Source organism: Stenotrophomonas sp. YJH_SMC_94-11 (genome assembly GCF_059370435.1).
This window is the reverse complement of the sequence record NZ_JCAFTR010000005.1, coordinates 91,544-117,170: the sequence shown is the minus strand read 5'-3', so window position 1 is coordinate 117,170 and position 25,627 is coordinate 91,544. Positions and strand designations below refer to the sequence as shown.

The window sequence follows — 25,627 nt, the reverse complement described above, 5'->3', positions numbered from 1 at the left end:
GCTCGGGGCACGTACCCGGAAGCGAGGCTGGCATGAAGACGATCCTGGTGGCCGGTTCCAAGGGCGGGGTGGGCAAGACCACCGTCGCCACCCACCTGGCCGCGTACGCGGCATTGCAGGGCAAGGCCACGGTGATCGCCGATGCCGACCCGCAGGGCTCCAGCACCCGCTGGGCACAACGGCGTGCCGGGCTGGAAAGCGCGGTGCTCCCCATCGATGTGTATCGGAAGAAGCAGTGGGCGCAGAAGCTGCCCGACGGTACCGATACCGTCATCATCGATGCACCCGCCGGTGCGCTGGCCGACGATATCCCCCATTTCCTGGACGCGGCCGACGCCGTGGTGGTGCCGGTGCTGCCCTCGGCGCTGGATATCGAAGCCATCGTCGGCTTCCTCAACAGCCTGGCCCAGAACCCGCGCGTGCACAGCCGCAAGCTGCCGGTAGGGCTGGTCCTCAACCGCACCAAACCCTGGACCCAGACCTCGCAGCAGGCATTGCAGATGCTGGCCGAATGGCCGTACCCGGTGGTCGCGCAGCTGCGTGACAGCCAGAGCTACGTGGTCATGACCGGCCTGGGCCGCAGCCTGTTCGACTATCGCTCCGCCCAGGTGCGCGAACACCAGGCGGACTGGGAACCGCTGCTGTCCTGGCTCAAGCTTTGATGCCTGCCTCACTTCTCCTGCTGCATCCTCTTCTCCATGGAAACCCGCGATGCGTGAACTGATCCTGCTGCGCCATGCCCATGCCGAACCCGCCGTTTCCGGCCAGGCCGACCTCGACCGGCCGCTGTCGCCGGTGGGGCTGGCCGAAGCTGAAGCCGCCGGCAAGTGGTTGAAGGAAAACAACCTGCTGCCGGACTGCGTGCTGTGCTCGCCGTCGCGACGTACCCGTGAGACCCTGGAAGCGGTGATGACGGCCATCGGCTATGTCGAGAAGCGCCTGGAAGACCGGATCTACGAAGCCACCCCGGGCACCCTGGCGGCGCTGGTGGACGAACGTCGCGACCTGGACCGGGTGCTGATCGTGGGCCACAACCCGGGCCTGGAGCAGCTGGTGGCCCTGATGACCGACGGCACCAGCAGCGACTACCGGGGCATGCCGCCGGGCGGCGTGGCCGTCCTCGGCTTCCCGCGCGAGGTCTCGATCGAGCCGGGCGTGGCCAGCCTGAACGCGTTCTGGTGGCCGTGATCCGATGAGCCAGGCGCGGCGCAGCCGCTTCCTGCTGCCCGCGTTGCTGGCGCTTGGCCCGGCCTGGGCGGCTGTGCCCCCACCAACCCCGTTGCCGCCGGTGTCCGCCGAAGCGCCGCGGGTACTGCGCCTGGATACCCAGCGCTCGCGGATCGGTTTCGAGGTGCGGACCCGTTTCGGCCAGCGCATCGAAGGCGTATTCCCGCACTTCGAGGGGCGCATCGAGATCCTGTCCGACGGGCGCCACCAGGTGCACCTGAAGATGTTCACCCGTTCGGTGGAGATCCCTGGCAAGGCGCGCTACACCGGCTGGATGCGCGGCGAAGAGTTCTTCGATGCAGGGCGCCATCCGGTGGTCGAGTTCGACTCGCTGCCGTACTGGCCGGAGACGGTGGAACAGGGGGGCGACATCAACGGCCGGCTGACCCTGCGCGGCGTCAGCCACCCCGAGTCGCTGCGGGTCGAGAAGGCGGAGTGCGCCCGACCCGGCTATGATTGCGATGTCGTCAGCCGCGGTACCGTGCAGCGAGGCCGGTATGGAATGGACAGCTGGCAGCTAGCCCTGAGTGACCGAGTGACCTTCGTATTACGTGCGCGCCTGAGCGAGGCGCCGAAACCGTGAACCTCCTGCTGCGTATACTGGCGCTGGCAACGGTGTTGCTGGGCAGCGGTTGTGCATCGCTTTCGCATGCCGAGCGCGACCGTGCCGAAGCGATCGCCGTGCAGGCGCGCTCGACCGTGGTCGGCTGCCAGCGCGCCGACCGCTGCGCGCAGGACTCACCGCTGCGTGCGCTGGCCGGCCGGGCGTTCACCGAATCCACCCCGGAACAGCCGCGCCACTACGCCACCCTGCTCGACGAGGGCGAGGGCGCCCTGGTGGCACGCCTGAACCTGCTGCGCAGCGCTACCCGCAGCATCGACCTGCAGACCTACATCTTCGACAAGGACGACAGCGCCCGGCTGGTCATCGACGAGCTGCTGGCTGCATCGCGGCGCGGGGTGAAGGTGCGCGTGCTGATCGATCAGCTCTCGGCGATCTCCGACCTGCAGATCCTCGGCGCGCTGTCCGGCGCGCACCAGAACTTCCAGCTGCGGGTCTACAACCCGACCTTCGGCAAGGCCCGGCTGAACTACTTCGACTATGCCGGCAGCGTGCTGTGCTGCTTCCGCCGCTTCAACCAGCGCATGCACAACAAGCTGCTGGTGATCGACGATGCGATCGGCGTGGTCGGTGGCCGCAACTACCAGGACGACTATTACGACTGGGACCGCGAGTACAACTTCCGCGACCGCGACGTGCTGATCGCCGGCCCGGAGGCGCGGGCGATGGCCGCCAACTTCGATGCCTTCTGGCATGCCAGGCGCAGCGTGCCGGCCGAGCGCCTGAACGATGTCGGCCGCACCCTGCTGCGCGAGGGCGTGCCGACCCTGCCGCCGGCCAGCTTCCGCCGCCCCGAGCGGGTGCAGCGGGTCAGTGCCGAAGCCAATGACATGGACTTCGTCAGCCGTTCCTTCGTCGATACCGCCTTGCCGGTGGCCTCGGTGCGCTATGTCGCCGACCTGCCGCGCAAGCACCGGCGCGAGAAGGCCGATGCGCCACTGGCGGGCCAGCACGTGACCGAGCCGCAGCTGGATGCGCTGATCGCCGGCGCGCAGGAGGAGGTGATCCTGCAGACGCCGTACCTGGTGTTGTCCAAGCCGGCGCAGAAGCTGTTCCGCGAGCTGCGCAAGCGCCCGCAGCCGCCGCGGGTGGTGGTGTCCAGCAACAGCCTGGCGGCCACCGACAACCCGATCGTGTATGCGCTGTCGTACAAGTACAAGCGGCGCAACATGCGCGAACTGGGCTTCAACATCTTCGAATACAAGCCGTTCCCGCTGGATGCACCGGTCGACTACCGCAACCTGTTGCCTGATCCGATCGCCGCGCCCGGAGGTGACGACGACGGCGGGCGCAATCCGCTGATTGGCGGCAGCGCCGCGGGCAGCAATGCCGGCGACAGCCGCGATCGCGATGAGCACCCGGCACCCACCGGCAAACAGGGGCCGGTGAACCACCCGCGCACCGGCAGTGCCTACCAGAACGCGCGCGAGCGCCGCCGCGCGGCCGGCAGCGAGGTCGAGACCCGCCTGCTGCGCACCGAGACCCGGCCCTCCTTCCTGGGCAGCAAGGCGGTCAACAAGCCGTTGCCGGTCACCCGCAAGGGCGCGCGCATGGGCCTGCATGCCAAGTCGCTGGTGGTCGACCGCCGCATCGGCGTGGTCGGCACCCACAACTTCGATCCGCGCAGCGAGAACTACAACACCGAAGGTGCGGTGATCATCGACGACCCGGCCTTCGCCGAGCAGCTGGCCGAGAGCATCCTGCGCGATACCCACCCGCAGAACTCGTGGACGGTGGCGCCGCGGGCCAAGCCGCCGGTGCTGTCCGGGCTCAACTACAGCGTCGGCAAGGCCTCCGAAGCACTGCCGATCCTCGACTTCTGGCCGTGGCGCTATGCCACCGACTACGAGTTCAAGCCCGGCCCGGACTGCCCGCAACCGCTGCCGCGGCAGAGCCCGGATTTCCATCGCTGCTACGTGCCCGTCGGTGATTTCCCCGAAGTGAACGTCGGCCCGAAGTGGCTGCTGGTGCGCATGCTGACCGCATTCGGCGCCGGCCTCGTCCCCATTCTCTGAAGGTGCTTGCATGACCCAGGTGTTCCGCGACGCTGTTTCCATCGACCAGCTCAATGCGCTCAGCCGAGGCACGGCCATCGATACCCTGGGCATCGCCTTCACCGCAGCCGGTGATGACTGGCTGCAGGCCACCATGCCGGTCGACGAACGCACCCGCCAGCCGTACGGCATCCTGCACGGCGGCGCCTCGGTGGTGCTGGCCGAAACACTGGGCAGCAGCGCCGGCAACCTCTGCGTGGATACCGCCAAGCAGGTCTGCGTGGGCCTGGAGATCAACGCCAACCACGTTCGCGCCGTGCGCAGCGGCACCGTCACCGGCACTGCGCGTGCGGTGCACGTGGGCCGCAGCACGCAGCTGTGGGAGATCCGCATCGAAGACGAACAGGGCCGGCTGGTGTGCATTTCGCGGCTGACCCTGGCGGTGGTGGCTGCAGGCCACGGCTGAGGCAGATGTCCGGGCTGCCTGCTCCCGCCGTGCTGCCGCTGCGGATCATCGCCAGCGGTGCCTGCCTGCCGCGCCTGCGGGTGCCGTCGCAGCACTTCGACCAGCGCTGGAACAAGCCGGACGGCTGGGTCGAACGGCACAGCGGCGTGGCCAGCCGCGGCCATGCAGCGGCCGATGAGCGGGCCTCCTGGATGGGCGCGCAGGCCGCGCGCCAGGCCCTGCAGCAGGCCGGCCTGGCACCCACCGACATCGACTGCATCCTCTCCGCCTGTGGGGTGATGGAACAGGCCATTCCCTGCCAGGCCGTGCTGGTGCAGCGCGCCCTCGGCCTGGGCGACAGTGGCGTGCCGTCCTTCGACGTCAACGCCACCTGCCTGGGCTTCGTGGTGGCGCTGGAAATGGCCGGCAGCCTGCTGGCGCTGGGCCGCTACCGGCGCGTGCTGATCGTCTGCAGCGACATTCCCAGTGCCGGGCTCGATCCGGATGACCCGCTGACCGCGCCGTTGTTCGGCGATGGTGCGGTGGCGATGCTGGTCGAGCGGGCCGGCGACGGCCAGGCCTCGGCGCTGCTGGCCACCCGCCTGCGCACCTATGGCGACGGTGCCGAACTGTGCCAGGTGCCGACCTGCGGCACCGGCATGCGCCTGTTCGACGATATTGATGCCTACCGCGCGGCCCATCATTTCCAGATGCAGGGCAAGGCGCTGTACCGCGAAGCGGCGCGGCGCCTGCCCGGTTTCCTGCAGGATCTGCTGGACAGTGCCGGCACCAGCCTGGCCGCGTGCGATGTGATCGTGCCGCACCAGGCAAGCGGCCAGGCGCTGGATCACCTGCAACGCGTGCTGGGCCTGCCGCCGCAGCGGCTGGTGCGCATCCTGCGCGAGCACGGCAACCAGCTGGCCGCGTCGCTGCCGATGGCCCTGCACCAGGCCCTGATCGACGGTCGCCTGCCGCGCGGTGGGCAGGCCCTGCTGATCGGTACCGGTGCCGGCCTGGCGCTGGGCGGCGCGGTGCTGCGCTACTGATGGCCAGAGTCCTGGTCACCGGCGCCAGCGGCTTCATCGGCCAGCATGTCGCGCTGGCGTTGGCGGCACAGGGCTGGCAGGTGCGCGGCAGCGGGCGCGATGCGCTTCGGCTGCAGGCGCTGGCCGCGCGCGGTATCGAGGTGGTTGCTGCCGATCTTGCCGAGGATGCCCTGGCGCCGCTGCTGCGGGGCTGCGATGCGGTGGTGCACTGCGCGGCGATGTCGCAACCCTGGGGAACGGCAGCCGCATTCCAGCGGGCGAACGTGCTGGCCACCACGCGCCTGCTGCAGGCCGCGCAGGCGGCCGGTGTTGCCCGCCTGGTCCACTTGGGTTCGCCCAGCATCTATTTCCGCTTCGCCGACCAGTACGGTCTGGATGAACGCTTCCAGCCGCCACGGCGCTGGATCACCGACTACGCGCGCAGCAAATGGGAATCGGAACTGGCCGTGGCCGCTGCCGCGCGGCAGGGACTGCACACCGTGGTGCTGCGCCCGCGTGCGGTGTTCGGGCCCGGCGACCGCGCGATCCTGCCACGCCTGCTGGCGGTGGCGGCCAGCGGCCGCTTCCCGCTGATCCATGGCGGCCGCGCGCTCATTGATGTCACCCCCATCGACGATGCGGTGCAGGCGGTGAGCCTGGCGCTGCAGGCGGACGCGCGCTGCAGCGGGCGCGCCTACAACATCAGCGCCGGCACCCCGCTGCACGTGCATGCGCTGGTCAACGGCCTGTTCGCAGCGATGGACCTGCGGGTGCGCCTGCGGCCGGTGCCGCGAACGTTGGCGTTGGCCGCGGCCGGTGTGGCCGAGACCGTGGCCCGCCTGCGCCCGGGCCGCCCCGAGCCGCGCCTGACCCGCTATGGCGTGGGTGTGCTGGGCTATTCGCAGACCTTGGACATCAGCGCCGCGCGGCGCGATCTCGGCTACGACCCGCGCACCGGCGTGCAGGCCGCGCTGCAGGCCTTCGCCACGCACTGGAAGCAGCACACCTGGACGCAGCACGGGGGCAGCGATGGCACGGCTTGAGTGGGAGCTGATCGAGGCCGGCCACTGCGTGCACCCGCAGCGTGCCGTGCGCCATGGAGCCAGCTGGCACCGCTGCGAATTCCCGGCGCTGGTGGCGTTGCTGCGGCATCCGCTGCGCGGCCTCATCCTGTTCGACACCGGCTATTCGGACGCGTTCCTGCAGGCCACCGCGCGCTTCCCCGAGCGCCTCTACCGCTGGGTCACGCCAGTGCACCTGGGCCCGGGCCAGAGCGTGCGCGCGCAGCTGCAGCAGCGGGGCATCGGCGCGGCCGACATCGGCCTGGTGGTGCTCTCGCACCTGCATGGTGACCACGTCGGTGGCGTGCTCGATTTCCCCGACGTGCCGCTGCTGTGTTCGCGCGCTGCGTGGCAGGACCAAGCCGCGCGCGGGCGCCTGCGTGCGCTCAGCGTGGGTCTGCTGCCCGCGTTGACCCGCGATGCGGCGCCGCGCATGGGCTGGCTGGAGAGCCTGCCCGAGGTGGACCTGCCGCGTCCCTTCGATGCCTTCGGCCGTGGCCGCGACGTGCTGGGCGACCGCAGCCTGCTGGCGGTGCCGCTGCCCGGCCATGCGGTGGGCCAGCACGGGCTGCTGTTCGAAGCGGGCGATGGCCGCCCGGTGTTCCTGGTGGCCGACGCCGCCTGGTCCAGCGCCGCCATCACCGATGGCGTGCCGCCGCCGTGGCTGGTCACCGCCCTGCTCGGCCACACCGGCACCTACCGGCAGACCCTGCAGCGGCTGCAGCACACCCAGCGCCAGGTCAGCGACCTGCAGCTGGTACCGGCCCATTGCGGGCAATGGCGGCCGGCCGCGACCGCGTAGCGTCGAGCCATGCTCGACGGCTGTTGATGTGGCGCCAGGAGCAGTCGAGCGTGGCTCGACTCTACAAAATGCCAAGGCAAGGCCGGCTCTACGCCCCCCAACAGCCCCGCCAACAGGACACCGTGTTCCCGTCCATGGCCGCGGTCAATAGGACTTATGGCCAGAATCGGCTGGCAGCGGCTGCGGCCCTCCGGTATCGTGCGCGGATGACTTCCCCCACTCCGGCCCCCCGCGGCGGCGTGGCGCGTGTGTGCCGTTACCTGTACCGCGTACCGCTGCTGTTGGTCCACATCGTTGTGTTCCTGCCGCTCATCCTGATCGGCATGCTTCGGCCGTGGGGCGAACTGCGCGTGGGCGAGGCGACCCTGGGGGCCAAAGTGGTCAACTGGTGGCAGGGCGGGCTGATGTGGATCTTCGGCTTCCGCCTGGTGCAGATCGGCACGCCGCTGCCCGGCGCCGTGCTGTTCGTCGCCAACCACGTCAGCTGGGTCGACATCTGCATCCTGCACAGCCAGCGCATGATGGGCTTCGTCGCCAAGCGCGAGATCGCCAGCTGGCCGCTGGTCGGCTGGCTGGCCGCGCGTGGCCAGACCATCTTCCACCAGCGCGGCAACACCGAATCGCTCGGTGGCGTGATGCAGGTGATGGCCGATCGCCTGCGCGAAGGCAAGGCGGTGGGCGTGTTCCCGGAAGGGCGCACCCGCGGCGGCCACGAAGTAGGCCCGTTCCATGCCCGCATCTTCCAGGCCGCGGTTGAAACCGGCGTGCCGGTGCAGCCGGTGGCATTGGTCTACGGGCTCAAGGGCGATGCGCAGACCATTGTCGCGTTCGGCCCCGGCGAGAGTTTCTTCGCCAATTTCCTGCGCCTGCTCGGTGAGCCGGCGCGGCGTGCAGAAGTGCACTTCCTGGCACCGATCGGTGCGCAGGACCTGGAAGGCCGTCGGCGCATCGCGGAGACGTCGCGCGCGCGCATCGTGGCGGCCATGAGCACCGAGTGAGGGTGCGGTGGCCCTGATCCCGCCACCCGTCCTGGACGCCGGCACGCCGACGCTGCACGCGGCTGACTACCAGCCCCCGCGCTGGCTGCGCAATCCGCACCTGCAGTCGATGCTCAGCTCCAGCCGCATGCGCCTGCAGCGCGGCCTGCTGCTGCTGGCCGCGACCGGTGCGATCAGCGAAGAACTGATCCTCGACGGCGGTGATGGCGTGCGCCTGCAAGGCTGGCACAGCCACATCGAAGGCCGCGAACCCAAAGGCATGGCCCTGCTGCTGCACGGCTGGGAAGGCAGCGCCGAATCCAGCTACATGCGCATGGCGGCCGCGCGCATGCTCGAACAGGGCTTCGACGTGGTGCGGCTGAATTTCCGCGACCACGGCAATACCCATCATCTCAACCCTGGCATCTTCCACTCCAACCTGATCGACGAAGTGGTGCATGCCGCGGGCGATATCGCCCAGCGCTGGCCGCAGTTGCCGCTGGTGGCCGCCGGTTACTCGTTGGGCGGCAACTTCGTGCTGCGCCTGGCCCTGCGCGCGCCAGCGGCCGGCGTGCCGCTGCTGCGCGTGGCCTCGGTATGCCCGGTGTTGGACCCGGCGCTGACCATGGAGAGCATCGAGAACGGCCCGGCGATGTACGACTGGTACTTCCGCCGCAAGTGGGCCGGTTCACTGCGGCGCAAGCGCGACCTGTTCCCCGAACTGAGCGACTGCGACGACCGCGTACTGAAACTGGACATCCGCGCGCTGACCGCCTGGCTGGTCGAGCGCCACACCAGTTTCGGTTCGTTGCAGGCCTATTTCGATGGCTACTCGATTGCCGGTGATCGCCTGTCCACGTTGCAGGTGCCGGCCGACATCCTGATGGCGCAGGACGACCCGGTGATCCCCTACGCGACCTTCAGCGACTGGCAGCTGCCGCACCAGGCGCATCTGGAAACCGCCAGCTGGGGCGGACACTGTGGCTTCCTGGAAAACTGGCGCGGTGACGGCTTCTCCGAGCGCTGGGTGGCGCAGCGCCTGCAGCGCGTGCTGCAAGGCTGAACCGGCACGGGCGCGCAGGCCGCTACAATGCGGGTTTGCCCTTGAACCGGACCGCCATGCAAGACCAGATCATCCAAGCGTTGCGCCAGAACGAGGCCGACCAGGCCGTGCAGCTGGCCCAGGCGTGGACCCGTGATGAACCCGGCCAGGCCGAGGCCCACCGCTGGCTGGCGCTTGCGCTGCAGCAGCAGGGCAAGGCCGAGGACGCGATGGAGGCCCTGCAGCAGGCGCTGCAGCTGGCCCCGGACAACGCCCAGCTGCACCTGCAGCACGCCGGCCTGCTGCTGGCCCTGCGCCAGTTCGACGGCGCCGGCGAAGCACTGACGCGCACCACCGGGCTGGACCCGAACGCATTCGCCGCGTACCTGATGCAGGCCCACCTGGCGATCGGCCGCAACGATTTCGATGAAGCGCAGCGCCTGTCCACGCTGGCCTCGCGTGTCGAACCGGACCACCCGGAGCTGCTGACCATCGATGGCATGATCGCGCTGCGCCGCGATGATGCCGATCGCGCGCTGACGCTGCTGTCGGCCGCCAACCAGGCCCTGCCCAACGACATCCGCGTGCTTTACGCACTGGGCTTCGCCTACCTGGGCAAGAACATGCTGGCCTTCGCCGAGCAGGCGTTCCGGCGCGTGCTGGAACTGAACCCGACCATCGCCTCATTGCATGGCCTGGTGGTGCAGCTGGCCATGCGCCAGGGCAACCTGGAAGCTGCGGCAGAGGCGATGCAGATCGCGCTGCAGCAGGAAGGCCTGGATACGCCTTCGATGCGCCGCCTGGCCGGCGAACTGGCACTGCGCAGCGGCCAGCCGCTGCAGGCGCTGGAGCACCTGCTGCCGTTGCTGGAATCGCTGCCTGATGACCGCGACGTGCTGCAGCTGCTGCTGATGTCCTGGCAGCGCCTGGGCCGCGAAGACGAGGCCCGCGCACGACTGGATGCCGCCCTGGAGCAGCACCCGCAGCTGCACGACCTGTGGCTGGCACGCCTGGCGGTGGAGGAGGTCGGCAGTGCCACCGCCGCCGCCACGGTCGAGCGCTGGATGGACGCGATGCCGGGCCACCTGCCGGCGCTGGAAGCGCGCCTGCGCCTGCACGACATGGTGGGCGAACACGCCCAGGCCGAAGCGATCGCCGAGCGCATCGTCAGCCTCGAACCGGGCCGCGTCAGCGGCGAAACCCGCCTGGTCGAAGGCCTGCTGCAGCGCGATCCGGCCGCCGCGGTCGCCCGCGTGCAGGCGCTGATCGACATGGCACCGGAAGGCCACCGCGCCGACCTGCGCACCTGGCTGGGTGAGATCCAGGATCGCGCCGGGCAGCACGAAGATGCGCTGCAGACCTGGCTGGCCCTGCAGGCCGACCAGGCGCCGCAGCGCCTGCCGCTGCCGCCGCAGGCCAAGGCACCGCCGAGCTGGCCGGACAAGGGCGAGATCGACGGCGATGCCACCTCCGCGCCGATCTTCCTGTGGGGCGCGCCAGGGTCGGGCGTGGAGCGCGTGGCGACCGGCCTGGCCGCGGCCAGCCCGGTGCTGCGCAGCGACCGCTATACCTCCAACGCACCCGACGACGCCTTCCAGAACTACCACACGCTGCAGGACCTCGCCTCCGGCGTACTGACCCCGGAGCGGCTGGTGCAGCGCTGGCGCGAACAGCTGCCGTCGCGCGGCGTGCAGGACGACGCGATCATCGACTGGCTGCTGTGGTGGGACAACGCGCTGCTGTGGGCGCTGCGCCCGCAGTTGCCGCAGGGCCGCCTGCTGGTGGTGCTGCGCGACCCGCGCGACATGCTGCTGGACTGGGTGGCCTATGGTGCCGCCGCGCCGCTGGCGATGACCTCGCTGGCCGAAGCCAGCGAATGGCTGGCGCGCGCGCTGGCCCAGGTCGCCGCTTTGCACGAGGACGATCTGTACCCGCAGGTGCTGCTGCGCATCGACCAGATCGGCAACGATCCGCAGGCGATGGCCGAACTGCTGGGCCGACTGTTCGAGCGGCCGATGCCGCCGGCCGCGCAGCTGGGCGCGCCGCGCTTCCCGCCGGGCCACTGGCGCAACTACCGCGACGTGATGAGCGCCGCCTTCGCCAAGCTCACCCCGATCGCGGTGCGCCTGGGTTACCCGGAAGAGTGAGGACACGCCGATGCAACTGAGCAGCCACAGCCTGACCAACGGTGCACCGATCGACCGCGAATTCGCCGCAGGCGATGCGGCGGGCTTCGCACCGGACCGCAATCCGCATCTGGCCTGGAGCGATGTGCCGGAGGGCACCCGTTCGTTCGCGCTGGTATGCGTCGATCCGGACGTGCCGACCGTGCCGGAGACGGTCGGCCGCACCGACATGAGCGTGCCGTGCGACCAGCCCCGCTGTGATTTCGTGCACTGGGTGATGGCCGATATTCCGGCTTCGGTGCGCGAGATTGCCGCAGGCAGCTGCAGCGACGGCTTCGTGGTGAAGGGCAAGACCACGCCGGCCGGGCCGGCCGGCAGCCGCCAGGGCCTGAACGACTTCACCGGCTGGTTCGCCGGCAACCCGGACATGGCCGGTGACTACCTGGGCTACGACGGCCCCTATCCGCCGTTCAACGACGAGCGCATGCATCGCTACTTCTTCCGCGTGTTCGCGCTGGACGTGGCATCGCTGCAGCTGCCGGCACGCTTCACCGCCGCCGACGCGTACCGGGCCATGCACGGCCACGTGCTGGCCGAAGCGACGCTGCACGGTACCTACACCTTGAACCCCGCATTGGCCTGAGCGGGCAATGTGCTTCTGTAGAGCCGAGCCCATGCTCGGCTGCTTTTCCCGATAGACAGCAGCCGAGCATGGGCTCGGCTCTACGACGCACAACGAAGAAGGGCGGCCTTGCGGCCGCCCTTCAAGTGCCAGCCGACTGACAGTCGGCTTTACATCACTTCTCGATGGCCGACTCGACCACCATGTCCAGCACATACGCCTGCGACGGCGCATCGGCCGGCGGGTTCTTCACTTCGTAGCGCTTCACGCGCACTACGTTGCGCACGCCGTCTTCGTGGGTGTAGCCCTCGATGTTGCCGTAGAAGTTCTCGAACTTGCCCGGCTCACCCTGCTTCAGGCCCTTGTCGTCGAACTTCACTTCGCGCACCTGCAGGCACTGGTAGTCCGGGATCAGCGGGTGCGAGCACTTTTCGGTCTTGGCGGCCACTTCCAGGAACACGGTTTCGCCGGCGCCGCCGTAGCGGGTTTCAGCGGTCGGTTCCGGGTTGAACACCAGCACGTCGCCCTTGGCGTTGGTCAGGGTCAGCTTGCCATCAGCATCCTGCTCGGCCTTCAGTTCGCCCTGCAGGCGGCTCGACACGGCTTCGTCCAGCGCCATCAGCGCCTTGTCGGTGCAGGCCATCATGGTCGAGGCCATCGCACTGACCGTCAGCTTGCCGTCGGCCAGGGTGTAGCCGCCGCCCATGCGGTTGCAGGTGTTGCTGACCGACAGGCGGCCATCAGCGAAGTCCAGGGTGACCGGCTTGTCTTCGCGGGCGAACAGCGCGTCGATGCGCTTGCCGTCGGCGCCGGTGGCCTGCTGCAGCAGCCAGTGCTGGCTCTGCAGGCGCTGCGCATCCAGGTGCGCCAGCGTCTGCTGGTCCGCTGCCTTGGTCGCGGCCGGGGCCACGTCGTCGCCGCCATTGCCGGCCGGGGCCGGGGTCTGGCTGCAGGCGGCCATCAGGGCCAGCGGGAGGAGCAGGGTGAGCTTGCGGTTCATGGTGATTCTCCTTGGGGAACCGTGGGGAAAACGGGGTGGGGCCGGCAATGGGGTTACCGTGCGGCCGGCGCTGTTCAGCTGCCGGAAGGCAACCACAGCAGCAACGCGGCGCCCAGCGCGATGCGGTAGATCGCAAAGGCGGTGAACCGGTGCGACTTGATGTAGCCCATCAGCCACTTCACTACGACGAAGCCGGTGATGGCCGCGGCAAGGAAGGCCACGCCCACGTCGGTCCAGTTCTCGCTGCCCAGCTGCCCGGCCTTGGCCATTTCCAGGAAGGTGTAGGCGCTGGCGGCGAACATGGTGGGAATGCCGACCAGGAACACGAACTCGGCGGCAGCGGCGCGACGGCTCAGGCCCAGCAGCATGGCCAGGAAGATCGCCGAGGCCGAGCGCGAGGTACCCGGGAACACGCCGGCCACGACCTGCGCCAGGCCCACGCCGATCGCCACTGTCCAGGTCACCTGGTCGCGGTCGGGCAGGCGCGCGGTGTAGGCCTCCACCAGCAGCATCCAGACGCCACCGATGATCAGTGCCCAGGCCACCGGGCTGACCGTCTCCGGCAGCGACCAGCCGGCCTTGCGCACCACCAGGCCGACCACGGCGGTGACCAGGAACGCAGCGCCCAGCTTGAACACGTACTCACGGTTCTCGCGTTGGTTCAAGCCGGTGGCCAGCTGCAGCAGGCGCTGGCGGAACACCAGCACCACGGCCACGATCGCGCCGGCCTGGATGACGATGTTGAAGAAGTCCGAGCGGGCACCCAGCCAGTGCTGGGCGATGAGCAGGTGGCCGGTGCTGGAGATCGGCAGGAATTCGGTCAAGCCTTCGAGGATGCCCAGCAGCAGGGCGGAGAGCAGGTCGGACATGGACGGTGCGGGCACGCGCGGCGGAAGGAAGAAGGTCGAGAGGATAGACGATCCCTGCTGCACCAAACGGGTGCGTCTGTTGGCGGGCGCACCGGTTTGGTGCGCACCGTTCTGCACCGGCGCGGGGCAGCCATATTGAAATCAACGACTTGCGGGTATCGAAAAGTTGGCACGGTCATTGCTGTACCTCAGCAGGCATTCATCCCCATCCGAGGTCGTACCGATGTCCGTGGAAAACGTTGAGAAGCTGATCAAGGACAACCAGATCGAGTTCGTCGATCTGCGTTTCGTGGATATGCGTGGCGTCGAGCAGCACGTCACCTTCCCGGTCAGCATCGTCGAACCGTCGCTGTTCGAAGAAGGCAAGATGTTCGACGGCAGCTCGATCGCCGGCTGGAAGGGCATCAACGAATCGGACATGGTGCTGCTGCCGGACCCGTCCAGCGCCTACGTCGACCCGTTCTACGCCGATCCGACCATCGTGATCAGCTGCGACATCCTCGATCCGGCCACCATGCAGGCCTATGGCCGCTGCCCGCGCGGCATCGCCAAGCGTGCCGAGGCCTACCTGAAGTCCTCCGGCATCGCCGAAACCGCGTTCTTCGGCCCGGAGCCGGAATTCTTCATCTTCGACTCGGTCCGTTTCGCCAACGAAATGGGCAACACCTTCTTCAAGGTCGACTCGGAAGAAGCGGCGTGGAACAGCGGCGCCAAGTATGACGGCGCCAACAGCGGCTACCGTCCGGGTGTGAAGGGCGGCTACTTCCCGGTTCCGCCGACCGACACCCTGCACGACCTGCGCGCGGAAATGTGCAAGACCCTGGAACAGGTCGGCATCGAAGTGGAAGTGCAGCACCACGAAGTGGCCACTGCGGGCCAGTGCGAGATCGGCACCAAGTTCAGCACCCTGGTGCAGAAGGCCGACGAGCTGCTGCGCATGAAGTACGTCATCAAGAACGTCGCGCACCGCAACGGCAAGACCGTCACCTTCATGCCCAAGCCGATCGTCGGCGACAACGGCAGCGGCATGCATGTGCACCAGTCGCTGTCCAAGGGCGGCACCAACCTGTTCTCCGGTGACGGCTACGGTGGCCTGAGCCAGCTGGCGCTGTGGTACATCGGCGGCATCTTCAAGCACGCCAAGGCCATCAATGCCTTCGCCAACTCGGGCACCAACAGCTACAAGCGCCTGGTGCCGGGCTTCGAGGCGCCGGTGATGCTGGCCTATTCGGCCCGCAACCGTTCGGCCTCGTGCCGCATTCCGTGGGTGTCCAACCCGAAGGCGCGCCGCATCGAAATGCGCTTCCCGGATCCGATCCAGTCCGGCTACCTGACCTTCACCGCGCTGATGATGGCCGGCCTGGACGGCATCAAGAACCAGATCGACCCGGGTGCACCGAGCGACAAGGACCTGTACGACCTGCCGCCGGAGGAAGAGAAGCTGATCCCGCAGGTCTGCTCCTCGCTGGACCAGGCGCTGGAAGCGCTGGACAAGGACCGCGAGTTCCTCAAGGCCGGCGGCGTGATGAGCGATGACTTCATCGACGGCTACATCGCGCTGAAGATGCAGGAAGTGACCAAGTTCCGCGCGGCCACCCACCCGCTGGAATACCAGCTGTACTACGCCAGCTGACCGGGCGCGATGGCGGTGGGTCCCCCCTCCCACCCGCCGCCATCGCTTCCGTTCTCGCGGCTGGGGAGCCGCAAGGCGGGCGCAGGCCCGCCGTTGTAGAGCGGGTCGCTGGCCCGCTGCAGTACAGCGGACTGCCGGTCCGCTGAAACAGGGGCAAGAGAGACCGGATACGCGACCAGGGCCGCCCTCCCTCCCGCGTCGGTCGTGCAAGGAGAGAGGCACGGCCGTCCCGGCCCTGTACGTGTCCGGTGCAACAGCCACGGTCATCACCTGATGACCCGTGGTTGCCTGATGCCAACGCGCGCTGGCGCGCTGGCCCCATCCACCCTCGGGACATGCGCATGAAACTGATCTCCGCCATCATCCGACCGTTCAAGCTCGACGAGGTCCGCGAGGCCCTGTCCGATGCAGGCGTGTCGGGCATCACCGTGACCGAAGTGAAAGGTTTCGGTCGCCAGAAGGGCCACACCGAGCTGTATCGCGGCGCCGAGTACGTCGTCGATTTCCTGCCCAAGATCAAGATCGAAACGGTGGTCACCGACGAGCGTGCCGACGCGGTGATCGAAGCGATCCAGTCGTCGGCAGGCACCGGCAAGATCGGTGACGGCAAGATCTTCGTCACCGCCGTCGAACAGGTCATCCGCATCCGCACTGGCGAAATCGGTGCCGACGCGCTGTAACCCCCTTCCGGAGACTCCCCCAATGAAGATGCGCCTTCTCACCGGGTGGCAAGCCCGGTTCCACCTGGTGTGCCTGTTGATGCTGCTCAGCGCGCTGGCCGCCGGTGCGTGGCCGGGCAGCGCCCATGCCCAGGCACAGGTGTCGCCGCTGCCGAGCGAAACCGTGGCGGTCGAGCCGCTGCACGATCCGGCCGCCACCGCCGCTGCGCCGGCCGTGGCCGAAGCGGCCGCCGCCTATGATCGTGGCGACGTCGCCTGGATGCTCACCTCCACGTTGCTGGTGCTGCTGATGGTCGTGCCGGGCCTGGCCCTGTTCTACGGCGGGCTGGTGCGTTCGAAGAATGTGCTGTCGGTGCTCAGCCAGATCCTGGTGGTGTTCTCGCTGGTGCTGCTGCTGTGGGTGGCCTACGGCTACAGCGCGGTGTTCAGCGCGGGCAATCCATTCTTCGGTTCGTTCACCGAATTCGCCTTCCTCAAGGGCTTCACGCCCGACTCGGTGGGCAACACGCCGATCAAGGGCCTGCCGGACTACCTGTTCGTCGCCTTCCAGTCGACCTTCGCCGGCATCACCACCGCGCTGATCGTCGGTGCCTTTGCCGAGCGCATCAAGTTCCGTGCGGTACTGCTGTTCTCGGCACTGTGGTTCACCCTCAGCTACATCCCGATGGCGCACATCGTCTGGGGTGGCGGTTACCTGGGTGAACTGGGCGCGATCGACTTCGCCGGTGGCACCGTGGTCCACATCAACGCGGGCGTGGCCGGCCTGGTCGGCGCGTGGTTCGTCGGCAAGCGCCTGGGCTACGGCCAGACCGCGCTGAAGCCGCACAACGTACCGTTTACCTACATCGGCGCCATGCTGCTGTGGGTGGGCTGGTTCGGCTTCAATGCTGGTTCCGCCGCCGCCGCCGATACGGTGGCCTCGCTGGCCTTCCTCAACACCGTGCTGGCCACCGCTGCCGCGGTGCTCGGCTGGACGCTGGTGGAAGCGATCGGCAAGGGCAAGCCGTCGGCACTGGGCGCGGCCTCGGGTGCGGTGGCCGGCCTGGTCGGCATCACCCCGGCCTGCGGCACGGTCGGCCCGCTCGGCGCGATCGTGATCGGCTTCGTCGCCGGCGTGGTCTGCGTGTGGGGCGTGACCGGCCTCAAGCGCCTGCTCAAAGTGGACGACACGGCCGACGTGTTCGGTGTGCATGGTGTCGGCGGCATCGTCGGCGCGATTCTCACCGGCGTGTTCAGTGCACAGTCGCTGGGCGGTACCAAGGCCGATCTGGATATCGCCCATCAGGTGTGGGTGCAGGTGGTCAGCGTCGGCCTGACCGTGGCGTGGTCGGCGGTGATGACCGCGGTCATCCTGCTGGTGGTCAAGGTCGTGGTCGGCCTGCGCGTGACCGAAGAGGCCGAACGCACCGGCCTGGATGTGACTTCGCACGGCGAGTCTGCCTACGAGGCCTGATGCATGACGGGCGGCCCTGCGGGGCCGCCTTTTGCGTTTGGTCGGTGCCAGGCTTGCCTGGCACTGCTCCTGCTCTGGTGGGTGCCGACCGTTGGTCGGCACGGCGGCATGCATCATCGCGCCTGATCGCGCACAATCGGGCCATGCACCCGATCCGCACGTCCCTGATGCTCTCGGCCTGCCTGCTGGTGGCCGCCTGCGCCTCCACGCCGCAGGAAACCCGCAACCCGCTCGCGACCTGGGTGCCATCACCCAACCAGAACGCGCGCACGCCGGTCATCATCGTCATCCACCACACCGAGCAGAAATCGGTGCAGCAGAGCCTGCATACGCTGCGTACCGCCAACAGCGGTGGGCCGGTCAGTGCGCACTACCTGATCGGCGCCGATGGCCATCGTTACCAGCTGGTCGCCGATGAGCGCCGTGCCTGGCACGCCGGGGCCGGGCGCTGGGGCACCATCACCGATCTTAATTCGGCCTCGATCGGCATCGAGCTCGATAACGATGGCCGCAGTCCGTTCAGTGCGGCGCAGATCGAATCGCTGATCGTGCTGCTGCGCGATCTCACCACGCGCCTGAACATTCCGCCGCGCCAGGTGATCGGCCATGCCGACCTGGCGCCGACGCGCAAGCAGGATCCGAGCCGGTTCTTCCCGTGGCAGCAGCTGGCCGAGGCCGGATTCGGCGTCTGGCCGCGCGCGGCCGACGGCGCGGCACCGGAAGGATTCGACGCGTGGAATGCGCTGGCCCGCTTCGGTTATCCGCTCGACAACCGCGAAGCCACCGTCGCCGCCTTCCACCGCCGGTTCCGTGGCCGCGACGACCTGCCGAAGACGCTGGATGCCGAGGACGCCCGCATCCTGCATTCGTTGCTGCTGCAGATGCCGTGACCCCGCGCATGAACGCTTGACCCCGCGCTGGGTTGCCGCCCAGCGGCCGGCACTCCACCATGGCGGCATGATCGATTCCGCTACCTTCTTCAAGCGCACGCACTGGACCCTGTTGGCAGCGGTGGTGCTCGCAGGCTGTTCCACCACCGCTCCGCGCGCAGGCTCCGAAGCGCCCACGCCGACCTCGCCGCCGGCGGCCACCTACGCCAAGGTCGACTGGAAAGCCCTGCCCGCAGTCTCCGATGCTGATCTGCAGGCCGGCTTCGTGGCTTGGCGCAGCAGCTGCGCCCGCCTGAAGAACGACGCTGTCTGGGCCAAACCCTGCGCCACCGCCGCCGCGGTGTCAGACAAGGACCCGGCCGCGATCCGCCAGTTCCTGCAGCGCGATCTCGATGCCTACGCGCTGCGTGCCGGTGGCCATCAGGCCGACGGGCTGATTACCGGCTACTACGAGCCGATCTACCCCGGCAGTCTTACCCGTACCGATAAGGCCACGGTGCCGGTGTACGGCACGCCGGATGATCTGGTGGTGGTGCAGCTGGAGAGCCTCTACCCGGAACTGAAGGGCAAGCGCCTGCGCGGGCGCGTCGAAGGCAAAGTACTCAAGCCCTATGACGACGCCGGCACCATCGCGGCCAAGGGCGCCAAGGCGCCGGTGCTGGCCTGGCTGACCGACCCGATGGACCTGCAGCTGCTGCAGATCCAGGGCTCGGGCCGGGTGCGCCTGGGCGACGGCACGCAGATTCGGCTGGCCTACGCGGAACAGAACGGCCACCCCTACCGTGCGATCGGCCGTTGGCTGGTGGACCAGGGCCAGCTGAAGAAGGAAGACGTCACCATGGACGCCATCCGCGCCTGGGCACGGGCCAACCCTGCGCGCGTGCCGGAACTGCTGCGCAGCAATCCCAGCTACGTGTTCTTCGTGCGCACCCCGGACAGCCCGGAAGGCCCGCGCGGTTCACTGAATGTGCCGCTCACCGCCGGTTACAGCGTGGCAGTGGACCGCACCGTGGTGCCGCTGGGCAGCCTGCTGTGGCTGTCCACCACGCGCCCGGACGGCAGCCCGGTGGTGCGCCCGGTGGCCGCGCAGGACACCGGCGGCGCCATCGCCGGTGAAGTGCGCGCCGACCTGTACTGGGGCAGCGGCGACGCCGCCGGCAAGCTGGCCGGCGACATGAAGCAGAAGGGCAACATCTGGATGCTGTGGCCGAAGGGCGTGCCCCTGCCGAACTGAACCAGCAGGGGTCGGATCCCTTCCAAAGGAAAGGGCTCTGACCCCGGATGCCTGATAATGGCGCCATTCCGTACTTTCCGGCCGCGCCTGCGGCCAGGGCTCCTGCAATGACCTACGCAAAGCACAACGCAAAATCCGGCGCGAAATCCGCCGCAAAGAAGTACTACAAGCACTGGGCCGAATCGGGCCTGGGCAAGGGCAACGTGCTGATGGAGGCGCGCGGCGAGAAGATCGTGCGGCAGGTGGAAATCTACGGCACCAGGATGGTCTGGGCCGACGAGCATGCCCACAGCGACGACCGCTTCCTGCTGGCCGACCAGCCGGTGTCGTTCCTGGATTTCGACGAGGACGACGAAATCTCCGCGCGTGAATTCGAAGCCGCCTGGAAGAAGGCACGGGAAGCCACCGGCTACCCGGTGTAGTCCCTTCCGGCACCCGCCCTTTTAGCGCCGAGCCTTGCTCGACGCTGCAAAAGCGGGCACATGAAATGTTATATGATTACATTTCATCGCAACCGTCCCTTTCCCATGAAGACTCCCACCCTGGTGGCCGCCCTCGCGGCCGCACCGTTCGCCCCTGAAGCACTCGCACAGTCTGCCGACGCCGCGCTCACCCTCGGCAAGGTGCAGGTACATCAGCACGGCGAAGGCCAGCTCAGTGCGCACCAGGTGCTGACCTCGGTGGACGTCCTGGGTGCAGACCAGATTGAAAACCGCAACGTCTCGCACAGCTGGGAACTGCTCGGGCAGATGCCCGGCATCCAGCTCACCGAAACCCGGCAGGGTGCTGAATCGGGCAAGATCAGCTTCCGCGCCTTCAACGGTGAGGGCTACCTCAATGCCATCAAGACGCTGATCGATGGCATCCCCAGCAACGTCAACAGCGGCAACCAGCGCTTCATCGACATGCTGTTCCCGCTCGACATCAGCTACATCGAAGTAGTGCGCGGTACCAACGATCCGCGCTATGGCCTGCACAACATCGGCGGCAACGTGAACTTCGGTACGCGCCAGGGTGGCAGCTACACCGACGCGCGCCTGGCCTACGGCAGCTACAACACCCGCGATGCGCAGCTGGCAGTCGGCCGTGAAGCCAATGGCTTCGCCCAGAACTATTTCGTCGGCACCCAGGCCAGCGACGGCTACCGCGACCACGACACCTCGAAGAAATATTCGCTGGGCGGCAAGTGGTTCTACGGCTCGCTGGACGACGGCCTGCGCGTGGGACTGACCGCGCGTGCGTACCACCACGAAGCCGACGAACCCGGCTTCATGACCGCCGAGGAACTGCGCACGCATCGCCGTGGCAGCGACCTGCGCAACGGCAACGATGGCGATGACCGCGACATGCGCCAGCTTGCCGCGCACCTGGACATGAAGCTGTCCGACGCAATCACCTTCGGCACTCGCCTGTACTACAACCGCTACGAAGACGACCGCCGCGTGACCTTCAGCGACCTGCCCACCGGCAACCTGCCGCGCCAGCGCCGCGTGTGGGACGAGCGGCAGCACGGCCTGCTCAGCACGCTCACCTGGCAGGCCAGCCCCACGCTTACCGTCGAGGGTGGCCTGAACTACGAGCAGCAGGACAACGGCTACCTCCGCGAGCGCTACGCCTACGCCGAACCCAGCGATTTCAGCCAGCCCCCGGCGCGGGTGCAGAACAACGATCGCCACAGCTTCGACAACTGGGGCGCCTACGTGCAGGCCGTCTACCAGCCCGTCGAGGCCTGGAAGATCGTGCCGGCCTACCGCGTCGACCGTTTCAGTGGCCGGACGCACCTGATGAACGGCCTCAGCGGCCGCCTGCAGGATTACGGCAGCATCGGCCAGCCCAAGCTGAGCGTCATCCACAGCCTGGGCGAAACCACCCACGTCTACGCCAACTGGGGCCGCACCTTCCAGGTGCTCACCGGCTCCACGGCGCCGGCCTACCTCACCCCGGGGCAGGCGCCGATGCAGCCGTCCACCAACACCGGCATGGAGCTGGGCCTGAAGTTCCAGCCGTTTGCCGGCAGCCAGGCACGCCTGGCGGTGTGGCAGCAGGATGCAGAGAACGAGGTATCCAACATGCCGGCTACCGGTACGACGGTCACCTTGGGCAAGACCCGCCGGCGCGGCGTGGATGCGCAGCTGAGCCTGCAGCTGGGCGACGACTGGACGGTATGGGCGTCGCACGCCTACCAGGAAGCGAAGATCACCCGCGACGACCGCGATGCCAGCATTTCACTGCAGGGCCGCGAAGTGGCCGCCACCCCGCGCCATATCAGCAACCTGGGCGTGGATTACCGCGCCAGTGATGCGCTGCGGCTGGGCCTGCAGGCGCGTGCACAGGGCGATTACTACCTGGAAGAGCGCAACGTGGCCGGCAAGTTCGGCGGCTTCGCCGTGCTCGACCTCAGCGCGGCCTACCAGCTCACCCCGCGTTTCAGCGTGGACCTGCAGCTGAAGAATGTCACCGGCCGCGAGTACGCCTACGCCTGGTACGACAGCTTCTTCTGGGACAGCGCCCGCCCGATGTTCTCGCCGGCACCGGGCCGCAGCGTGTTCGTCGGCCTCAACATGAAGCTGTAACCGGCCACGCATGGGGTCGTGGTCGAGCTTGCTCGACCTGCGGCAGGGGGTCAGAGCCCTTTCCAGGCGGAAAGGGATCCGACCCCGGACCCCGCAGCGCATGGGGTCAGATCCCTTTCCGCCTGGAAAGGGCTCTGACCCCGAACCCCGCGTTTTGCACTACATTGGTGCAATGTCCGACCCCGCACCGCCGCCGACCCTTGACGCCCTGGGCACGCCGCTGGCCTGGGCCGGGGCCGATGGCCGCATCATCGGCTGCAACCCGGCCTTCGGGCGCTGGCTGGGCGTCAGCGGGCGCCGCCTGCTGGGCCAGCCACTGGCCGCACTGGAAGTGCAGGGCGAAGCTCTGGCCCATTTCCTGGCCCGCGATGAGCGCGACAGCCTGCGCCTGAACCGGCTGGCGCTGGCGGTGCCCGGCGAAGCGCCGCGCTTCGCCGAGGGCTGGATGAGCCGCCGCGACGATGGTGGCTGGCTGCTGGAGGCGCATCCGGTCGATGAATTCCCCGGGCTGGACCCGACCCAGGCCCTGCCCAGCGCGCTCAGCGCGGCGCTGAAGGGCTTGGCCCACGAGCTGCGCAACCCGCTGGCCGGGTTGAAGGGTGCGGCCCAGCTGCTGGCCCGCCGCGCGGCCCAGCGCGAGGCCAGCGAACGCGAGCTGATCGAGCTGATCGGCTCGGAGATCGAGCGCCTCAACGGCCTGCTTGACCAGCTGTTGTCGCCGGCCCCGGCTGCGCCGCATGCGGAACTGAACATCCATGCCGCGCTCGAGCGCGTGCTGCGCCTGGCCGAGAATGAGGCCGGCTGGGCGGTGCGCCTGCAGCGCGACTACGACCCCAGCATTCCCGAATTCCACGGCGACGCCGACCGCCTCACCCAGGCGGTGTGGAACCTGGTGCGCAACGCGATCCAGGCCGGCGCCGGCAACATCACCCTGCGCACCCGCGTGGAGCATGGCGTGCGCATCGCCGAGCAGCTGCACACGCTGGCGTTGCGCCTGGAGATCGCCGACGACGGCCGTGGCGTGCCGGAGGAACTGGCCGAACACCTGTTCCTGCCGCTGGTCAGTGGCCGCGCCGAAGGCACTGGCCTGGGCCTGGCGCTGGCCCAGCAGGTGGCGCGCGAGCACCGGGGCACGCTGACCTACCGCTCGCGCCCGGGCCATACCGTGTTCACTCTGCTGCTGCCGATCGTCAGTGGCGCCGCCCCGGCCGAGGAGGCCCCGCGCGATGTCTGAGTCTTCTTCGTCCCCGCAGCGCATCTGGGTGGTCGATGACGATCGTGCCGTGCGCTTCGTGCTGTGCACCGCGCTGCGCGAGGCGGGCTACCAGGTTGTCGATTTCGACAGCGCTGCGGCTGCCCTGCAGGCCCTGGGCGAAGGCGCGCCGCCGGCGCTGCTGTTCACCGATGTGCGCATGCCTGGCGACGATGGCCTGGTGCTGTTGGACAAGCTCAAGGCCGCGCTGCCGCAGCTGCCGGTGGTGGTGATGTCGGCCTATACCGATGTCGCCAGCACGGCCGGTGCGTTCCGCGGTGGCGCGCATGAATTCCTGTCCAAGCCGTTCGATCTGGACGATGCGGTGGCACTGGCGCAGCGGGTGTTGCCGGCCGTTGCACCGGCACTCGCGGCACCCACACCTGCGGCGGAAGCGCATAGCGACCAGCCGCCGCAACTGGTGGGTGATACGCCGCCGATGCGCGCGCTGTTCCGCGCCATTGGTCGCCTGGCGCAGGCACCGCTGGCGGTGCTGATCACCGGCGAGACCGGCACCGGCAAGGAGCTGGTGGCCAATGCGCTGCATCGCGAATCACCGCGCGCGCTGGGTCCGTTCGTCGCGCTCAATACCGCTGCAATCCCGTCCGAGCTGCTGGAAAGCGAGTTGTTCGGCCACGAGGCCGGTGCCTTCACCGGTGCGCAGCGCCGCCACATCGGCCGCTTCGAGCAGGCCAACGGTGGCACGCTGTTTCTGGATGAGATCGGCGACATGCCGTTGCCGCTGCAGACCCGCCTGCTGCGTGTGCTGGCGCAGGGTGAGTTCTTCCGCGTCGGTGGCCGCGAGCTGATCCGCGTCGACGTGCGCGTGGTGGCCGCCACCCACCAGGATCTGGAGGGACTGGTCGCGCACGGGAAGTTCCGCGCAGATCTGCTGCACCGCCTGGACGTGGTGCGCCTGCAGCTGCCGCCACTGCGCGAGCGCCGCGAGGACATCGCGCAATTGGCCAGCACCTTCCTGGCTGCCGCCGCACGCAAGCTGGATACGCCGCCGAAGCGCCTGACCGCCGCGGCCCTGCAGGCGCTGCGCGAGCACGACTGGCCGGGCAATGTGCGCGAGCTGGAAAACGTGTGCTGGCGGATGGCCGCGCTGGCCGCCGCCGACACCATCGGCGTGGCCGATGTCGATACCGCGCTGAACCGCGCGCGCGGGCGCCGCAGCAGTACCAGCGCAGCCGATCCGGGGCAGTGGGAAGCGCTGCTGGCCGAATGGGCGCGCCGTCAGCTGGCCGAAGGCGTGGAAGGGCTGCACGCGCAGGTGCGCGAGCGGGTCGACCATGCCCTGCTGGAGGCCGCGCTGCAGATCACCCACGGCCGCCGCGCCGAAGCCGCTGCCCGTCTCGGCCTCGGCCGCAATACCCTTACCCGCAAGCTGGGCGCCGGGCGCCGTCGCGGGGGCCATTGAACGGTCCCTGCACGCGATCCTCGCACCGGCTTGCCGAACCGTTGATCGTTCATGGACGATGCAATGCTTAGTGTCACCTGCAAGGAGTCTTCGATGCGTCTGCCCTTTGCCATCCTGCCGTTGTCCGCCGCCGTGCTGCTGTCTGCCTGTGGCAGTGCGCCGAAGAAGGACGAACCCACGCCGCCACCGCCGACCGTGGTCAGTGCTGCGAAGCAGGGCGAGGCCAATCTCGCACCGGCCTCGGCCAGCATCGTCAGTGGCCGCATCGCGCTGATGGTGGAGCCCGGTGGCATCCACATCACCGGCCTGGTCGGTGGCCTGCAGCCGATGCAGCAGGCCGGCTTCCACATCCATGAGCGCGGCGACTGCAGTGCGGTGGATGCCAGCAGTGCCGGCAATCACTTCAATCCCGGTGGTGCTGCGCATGGCCGCGCCGGCACCGGCAAGCACCACCTGGGCGACATGGACAATCTGCGTGCCGATGCCCAGGGCCGCGCCAACGTCGATATCCACCTCAAGGGGGTTACCCTTGGCGGAGGCGCCGCCACCGATATCGCCGGACGCGCACTGGTCGTGCATGCCAACGCCGACGACTATCGCAGCCAGCCCGCCGGCAATGCCGGCGTCCGCATCGCCTGTGGCGTGATCCGGGTCGTCCGCTGATCACTGCAGGCATC

24 protein-coding genes are annotated in these 25,627 nt (G+C 68.6%); 22 read left to right on the top strand and 2 right to left on the bottom strand.

Going from position 1 to position 25,627, the window contains the following annotated elements; translation table 11 throughout:
- Positions 1–32: 32 nt before the first annotated feature.
- From AC5P74_RS10985 to AC5P74_RS10930, 12 genes are all read left to right on the top strand, one after another.
- The gene (locus tag AC5P74_RS10985) at positions 33–662 is read left to right on the top strand and encodes a nucleotide-binding protein (protein WP_005420986.1); all 630 of its coding nucleotides are present in this window, start codon (positions 33–35) and stop codon (positions 660–662) included.
- Positions 663–711: 49 nt separating this feature from the next.
- Positions 712–1,188 (top strand): SixA phosphatase family protein, encoded by a 477-nt coding sequence (locus tag AC5P74_RS10980; protein ID WP_005420985.1) that lies wholly within the window; start codon positions 712–714, stop codon positions 1,186–1,188.
- Between the two features lie 4 nt (positions 1,189–1,192).
- The gene (locus tag AC5P74_RS10975) at positions 1,193–1,810 is read left to right on the top strand and encodes a YceI family protein (RefSeq protein WP_005420984.1); all 618 of its coding nucleotides are present in this window, start codon (positions 1,193–1,195) and stop codon (positions 1,808–1,810) included.
- The gene (locus AC5P74_RS10970) at positions 1,807–3,864 is read left to right on the top strand and encodes a phospholipase D family protein (protein ID WP_053499946.1); all 2,058 of its coding nucleotides are present in this window, start codon (positions 1,807–1,809) and stop codon (positions 3,862–3,864) included. The genes AC5P74_RS10975 and AC5P74_RS10970 overlap by 4 nt, the downstream gene beginning before the upstream one ends.
- A 10-nt stretch (positions 3,865–3,874) precedes the next feature.
- Complete coding sequence (locus AC5P74_RS10965; RefSeq protein ID WP_005420982.1) at positions 3,875–4,309, top strand: hotdog fold thioesterase; 435 nt, start codon at positions 3,875–3,877, stop codon at positions 4,307–4,309.
- Positions 4,310–4,314: 5 nt separating this feature from the next.
- Positions 4,315–5,334 (top strand): 3-oxoacyl-[acyl-carrier-protein] synthase III C-terminal domain-containing protein, encoded by a 1,020-nt coding sequence (locus tag AC5P74_RS10960; RefSeq protein ID WP_005420980.1) that lies wholly within the window; start codon positions 4,315–4,317, stop codon positions 5,332–5,334.
- Entirely contained in the window at positions 5,334–6,356 is a 1,023-nt protein-coding gene (locus AC5P74_RS10955; RefSeq protein ID WP_053499948.1) for an NAD-dependent epimerase/dehydratase family protein, read from the top strand. Before AC5P74_RS10960 ends, AC5P74_RS10955 begins: the two co-directional genes overlap by 1 nt.
- Entirely contained in the window at positions 6,343–7,176 is an 834-nt protein-coding gene (locus tag AC5P74_RS10950; protein ID WP_346608149.1) for an MBL fold metallo-hydrolase, read from the top strand. The genes AC5P74_RS10955 and AC5P74_RS10950 overlap by 14 nt, the downstream gene beginning before the upstream one ends.
- A 206-nt stretch (positions 7,177–7,382) precedes the next feature.
- On the top strand, positions 7,383–8,174 hold the full coding sequence (locus AC5P74_RS10945) for a lysophospholipid acyltransferase family protein (RefSeq protein ID WP_111127194.1): 792 nt from the start codon (positions 7,383–7,385) through the stop codon (positions 8,172–8,174).
- A 52-nt stretch (positions 8,175–8,226) separates the two neighbouring features.
- On the top strand, positions 8,227–9,216 hold the full coding sequence (locus AC5P74_RS10940; protein ID WP_050562730.1) for a YheT family hydrolase: 990 nt from the start codon (positions 8,227–8,229) through the stop codon (positions 9,214–9,216).
- 56 nt (positions 9,217–9,272) lie between these two features.
- Positions 9,273–11,342, top strand: coding sequence for a tetratricopeptide repeat protein (locus tag AC5P74_RS10935; RefSeq protein ID WP_005420971.1), 2,070 nt, complete (start codon positions 9,273–9,275; stop codon positions 11,340–11,342).
- Between the two features lie 10 nt (positions 11,343–11,352).
- Positions 11,353–11,964 carry a YbhB/YbcL family Raf kinase inhibitor-like protein gene (locus AC5P74_RS10930; protein WP_495204918.1) on the top strand — a complete coding sequence of 204 codons (612 nt, stop codon included), beginning with the start codon at positions 11,353–11,355 and terminating at the stop codon, positions 11,962–11,964.
- Between the two features lie 154 nt (positions 11,965–12,118).
- Here the strand turns inward: AC5P74_RS10930 and AC5P74_RS10925 are convergent, their stop codons facing one another.
- Positions 12,119–12,943: an META and DUF4377 domain-containing protein gene (locus AC5P74_RS10925; protein ID WP_005420968.1), complete on the bottom strand. Its 825-nt coding sequence runs from the start codon at positions 12,941–12,943 to the stop codon at positions 12,119–12,121.
- Positions 12,944–13,017: 74 nt separating this feature from the next.
- Positions 13,018–13,812, bottom strand: a complete 795-nt coding sequence (locus tag AC5P74_RS10920) for an undecaprenyl-diphosphate phosphatase (RefSeq protein ID WP_053499956.1) — start codon at positions 13,810–13,812, stop codon at positions 13,018–13,020.
- Between the two features lie 223 nt (positions 13,813–14,035).
- Between AC5P74_RS10920 and glnA the strand changes: the two genes are divergently transcribed.
- From glnA to AC5P74_RS10870, 10 genes are all read left to right on the top strand, one after another.
- Positions 14,036–15,445, top strand: a complete 1,410-nt coding sequence (gene glnA, locus AC5P74_RS10915; protein ID WP_005420964.1) for a type I glutamate--ammonia ligase — start codon at positions 14,036–14,038, stop codon at positions 15,443–15,445.
- A 341-nt stretch (positions 15,446–15,786) separates the two neighbouring features.
- Positions 15,787–16,125: a P-II family nitrogen regulator gene (locus tag AC5P74_RS10910; RefSeq protein WP_004134334.1), complete on the top strand. Its 339-nt coding sequence runs from the start codon at positions 15,787–15,789 to the stop codon at positions 16,123–16,125.
- A 22-nt stretch (positions 16,126–16,147) separates the two neighbouring features.
- A complete protein-coding gene (amt, locus tag AC5P74_RS10905) occupies positions 16,148–17,578 on the top strand; it encodes an ammonium transporter (RefSeq protein WP_095378437.1) in 1,431 nt (476 codons plus the stop codon).
- 143 nt (positions 17,579–17,721) lie between these two features.
- Complete coding sequence (locus AC5P74_RS10900; RefSeq protein WP_329843876.1) at positions 17,722–18,468, top strand: N-acetylmuramoyl-L-alanine amidase; 747 nt, start codon at positions 17,722–17,724, stop codon at positions 18,466–18,468.
- A gap of 67 nt (positions 18,469–18,535) precedes the next feature.
- Entirely contained in the window at positions 18,536–19,702 is a 1,167-nt protein-coding gene (gene mltA / locus AC5P74_RS10895; protein WP_372485012.1) for a murein transglycosylase A, read from the top strand.
- A gap of 107 nt (positions 19,703–19,809) precedes the next feature.
- Positions 19,810–20,124: a hypothetical protein gene (locus tag AC5P74_RS10890; protein WP_053497806.1), complete on the top strand. Its 315-nt coding sequence runs from the start codon at positions 19,810–19,812 to the stop codon at positions 20,122–20,124.
- A 105-nt stretch (positions 20,125–20,229) separates the two neighbouring features.
- Positions 20,230–22,275, top strand: a complete 2,046-nt coding sequence (locus tag AC5P74_RS10885; protein ID WP_495204917.1) for a TonB-dependent receptor — start codon at positions 20,230–20,232, stop codon at positions 22,273–22,275.
- 172 nt (positions 22,276–22,447) lie between these two features.
- Positions 22,448–23,509, top strand: a complete 1,062-nt coding sequence (locus tag AC5P74_RS10880; RefSeq protein ID WP_053497820.1) for a two-component system sensor histidine kinase NtrB — start codon at positions 22,448–22,450, stop codon at positions 23,507–23,509.
- A complete protein-coding gene (ntrC, locus tag AC5P74_RS10875; RefSeq protein WP_053497802.1) occupies positions 23,502–24,950 on the top strand; it encodes a nitrogen regulation protein NR(I) in 1,449 nt (482 codons plus the stop codon). The genes AC5P74_RS10880 and ntrC overlap by 8 nt, the downstream gene beginning before the upstream one ends.
- A gap of 93 nt (positions 24,951–25,043) precedes the next feature.
- Positions 25,044–25,613 (top strand): superoxide dismutase family protein, encoded by a 570-nt coding sequence (locus tag AC5P74_RS10870; protein ID WP_495204916.1) that lies wholly within the window; start codon positions 25,044–25,046, stop codon positions 25,611–25,613.
- Positions 25,614–25,627: the final 14 nt, after the last annotated feature.

What these genes read in the sequence shown, in the direction of transcription:
- AC5P74_RS10985 (WP_005420986.1), top strand. Translation starts at nt 33, where the DNA reads ATGAAGACGATCCTGGTGGCCGGTTCCAAGGGCGGGGTGGGCAAGACC.
- AC5P74_RS10980 (WP_005420985.1), top strand. Translation starts at nt 712, where the DNA reads ATGCGTGAACTGATCCTGCTGCGCCATGCCCATGCCGAACCCGCCGTT.
- AC5P74_RS10975 (WP_005420984.1), top strand. Translation starts at nt 1,193, where the DNA reads ATGAGCCAGGCGCGGCGCAGCCGCTTCCTGCTGCCCGCGTTGCTGGCG.
- AC5P74_RS10965 (WP_005420982.1), top strand. Translation starts at nt 3,875, where the DNA reads ATGACCCAGGTGTTCCGCGACGCTGTTTCCATCGACCAGCTCAATGCG.
- AC5P74_RS10960 (WP_005420980.1), top strand. Translation starts at nt 4,315, where the DNA reads ATGTCCGGGCTGCCTGCTCCCGCCGTGCTGCCGCTGCGGATCATCGCC.
- AC5P74_RS10955 (WP_053499948.1), top strand. Translation starts at nt 5,334, where the DNA reads ATGGCCAGAGTCCTGGTCACCGGCGCCAGCGGCTTCATCGGCCAGCAT.
- AC5P74_RS10950 (WP_346608149.1), top strand. Translation starts at nt 6,343, where the DNA reads ATGGCACGGCTTGAGTGGGAGCTGATCGAGGCCGGCCACTGCGTGCAC.
- AC5P74_RS10945 (WP_111127194.1), top strand. Translation starts at nt 7,383, where the DNA reads ATGACTTCCCCCACTCCGGCCCCCCGCGGCGGCGTGGCGCGTGTGTGC.
- AC5P74_RS10935 (WP_005420971.1), top strand. Translation starts at nt 9,273, where the DNA reads ATGCAAGACCAGATCATCCAAGCGTTGCGCCAGAACGAGGCCGACCAG.
- AC5P74_RS10930 (WP_495204918.1), top strand. Translation starts at nt 11,353, where the DNA reads ATGCAACTGAGCAGCCACAGCCTGACCAACGGTGCACCGATCGACCGC.
- AC5P74_RS10925 (WP_005420968.1), bottom strand. Translation starts at nt 12,943, where the DNA reads ATGAACCGCAAGCTCACCCTGCTCCTCCCGCTGGCCCTGATGGCCGCC.
- AC5P74_RS10920 (WP_053499956.1), bottom strand. Translation starts at nt 13,812, where the DNA reads ATGTCCGACCTGCTCTCCGCCCTGCTGCTGGGCATCCTCGAAGGCTTG.
- glnA (WP_005420964.1), top strand. Translation starts at nt 14,036, where the DNA reads ATGTCCGTGGAAAACGTTGAGAAGCTGATCAAGGACAACCAGATCGAG.
- AC5P74_RS10910 (WP_004134334.1), top strand. Translation starts at nt 15,787, where the DNA reads ATGAAACTGATCTCCGCCATCATCCGACCGTTCAAGCTCGACGAGGTC.
- amt (WP_095378437.1), top strand. Translation starts at nt 16,148, where the DNA reads ATGAAGATGCGCCTTCTCACCGGGTGGCAAGCCCGGTTCCACCTGGTG.
- AC5P74_RS10900 (WP_329843876.1), top strand. Translation starts at nt 17,722, where the DNA reads ATGCACCCGATCCGCACGTCCCTGATGCTCTCGGCCTGCCTGCTGGTG.
- mltA (WP_372485012.1), top strand. Translation starts at nt 18,536, where the DNA reads ATGATCGATTCCGCTACCTTCTTCAAGCGCACGCACTGGACCCTGTTG.
- AC5P74_RS10890 (WP_053497806.1), top strand. Translation starts at nt 19,810, where the DNA reads ATGACCTACGCAAAGCACAACGCAAAATCCGGCGCGAAATCCGCCGCA.
- AC5P74_RS10885 (WP_495204917.1), top strand. Translation starts at nt 20,230, where the DNA reads ATGAAGACTCCCACCCTGGTGGCCGCCCTCGCGGCCGCACCGTTCGCC.
- AC5P74_RS10880 (WP_053497820.1), top strand. Translation starts at nt 22,448, where the DNA reads ATGTCCGACCCCGCACCGCCGCCGACCCTTGACGCCCTGGGCACGCCG.
- ntrC (WP_053497802.1), top strand. Translation starts at nt 23,502, where the DNA reads ATGTCTGAGTCTTCTTCGTCCCCGCAGCGCATCTGGGTGGTCGATGAC.
- AC5P74_RS10870 (WP_495204916.1), top strand. Translation starts at nt 25,044, where the DNA reads ATGCGTCTGCCCTTTGCCATCCTGCCGTTGTCCGCCGCCGTGCTGCTG.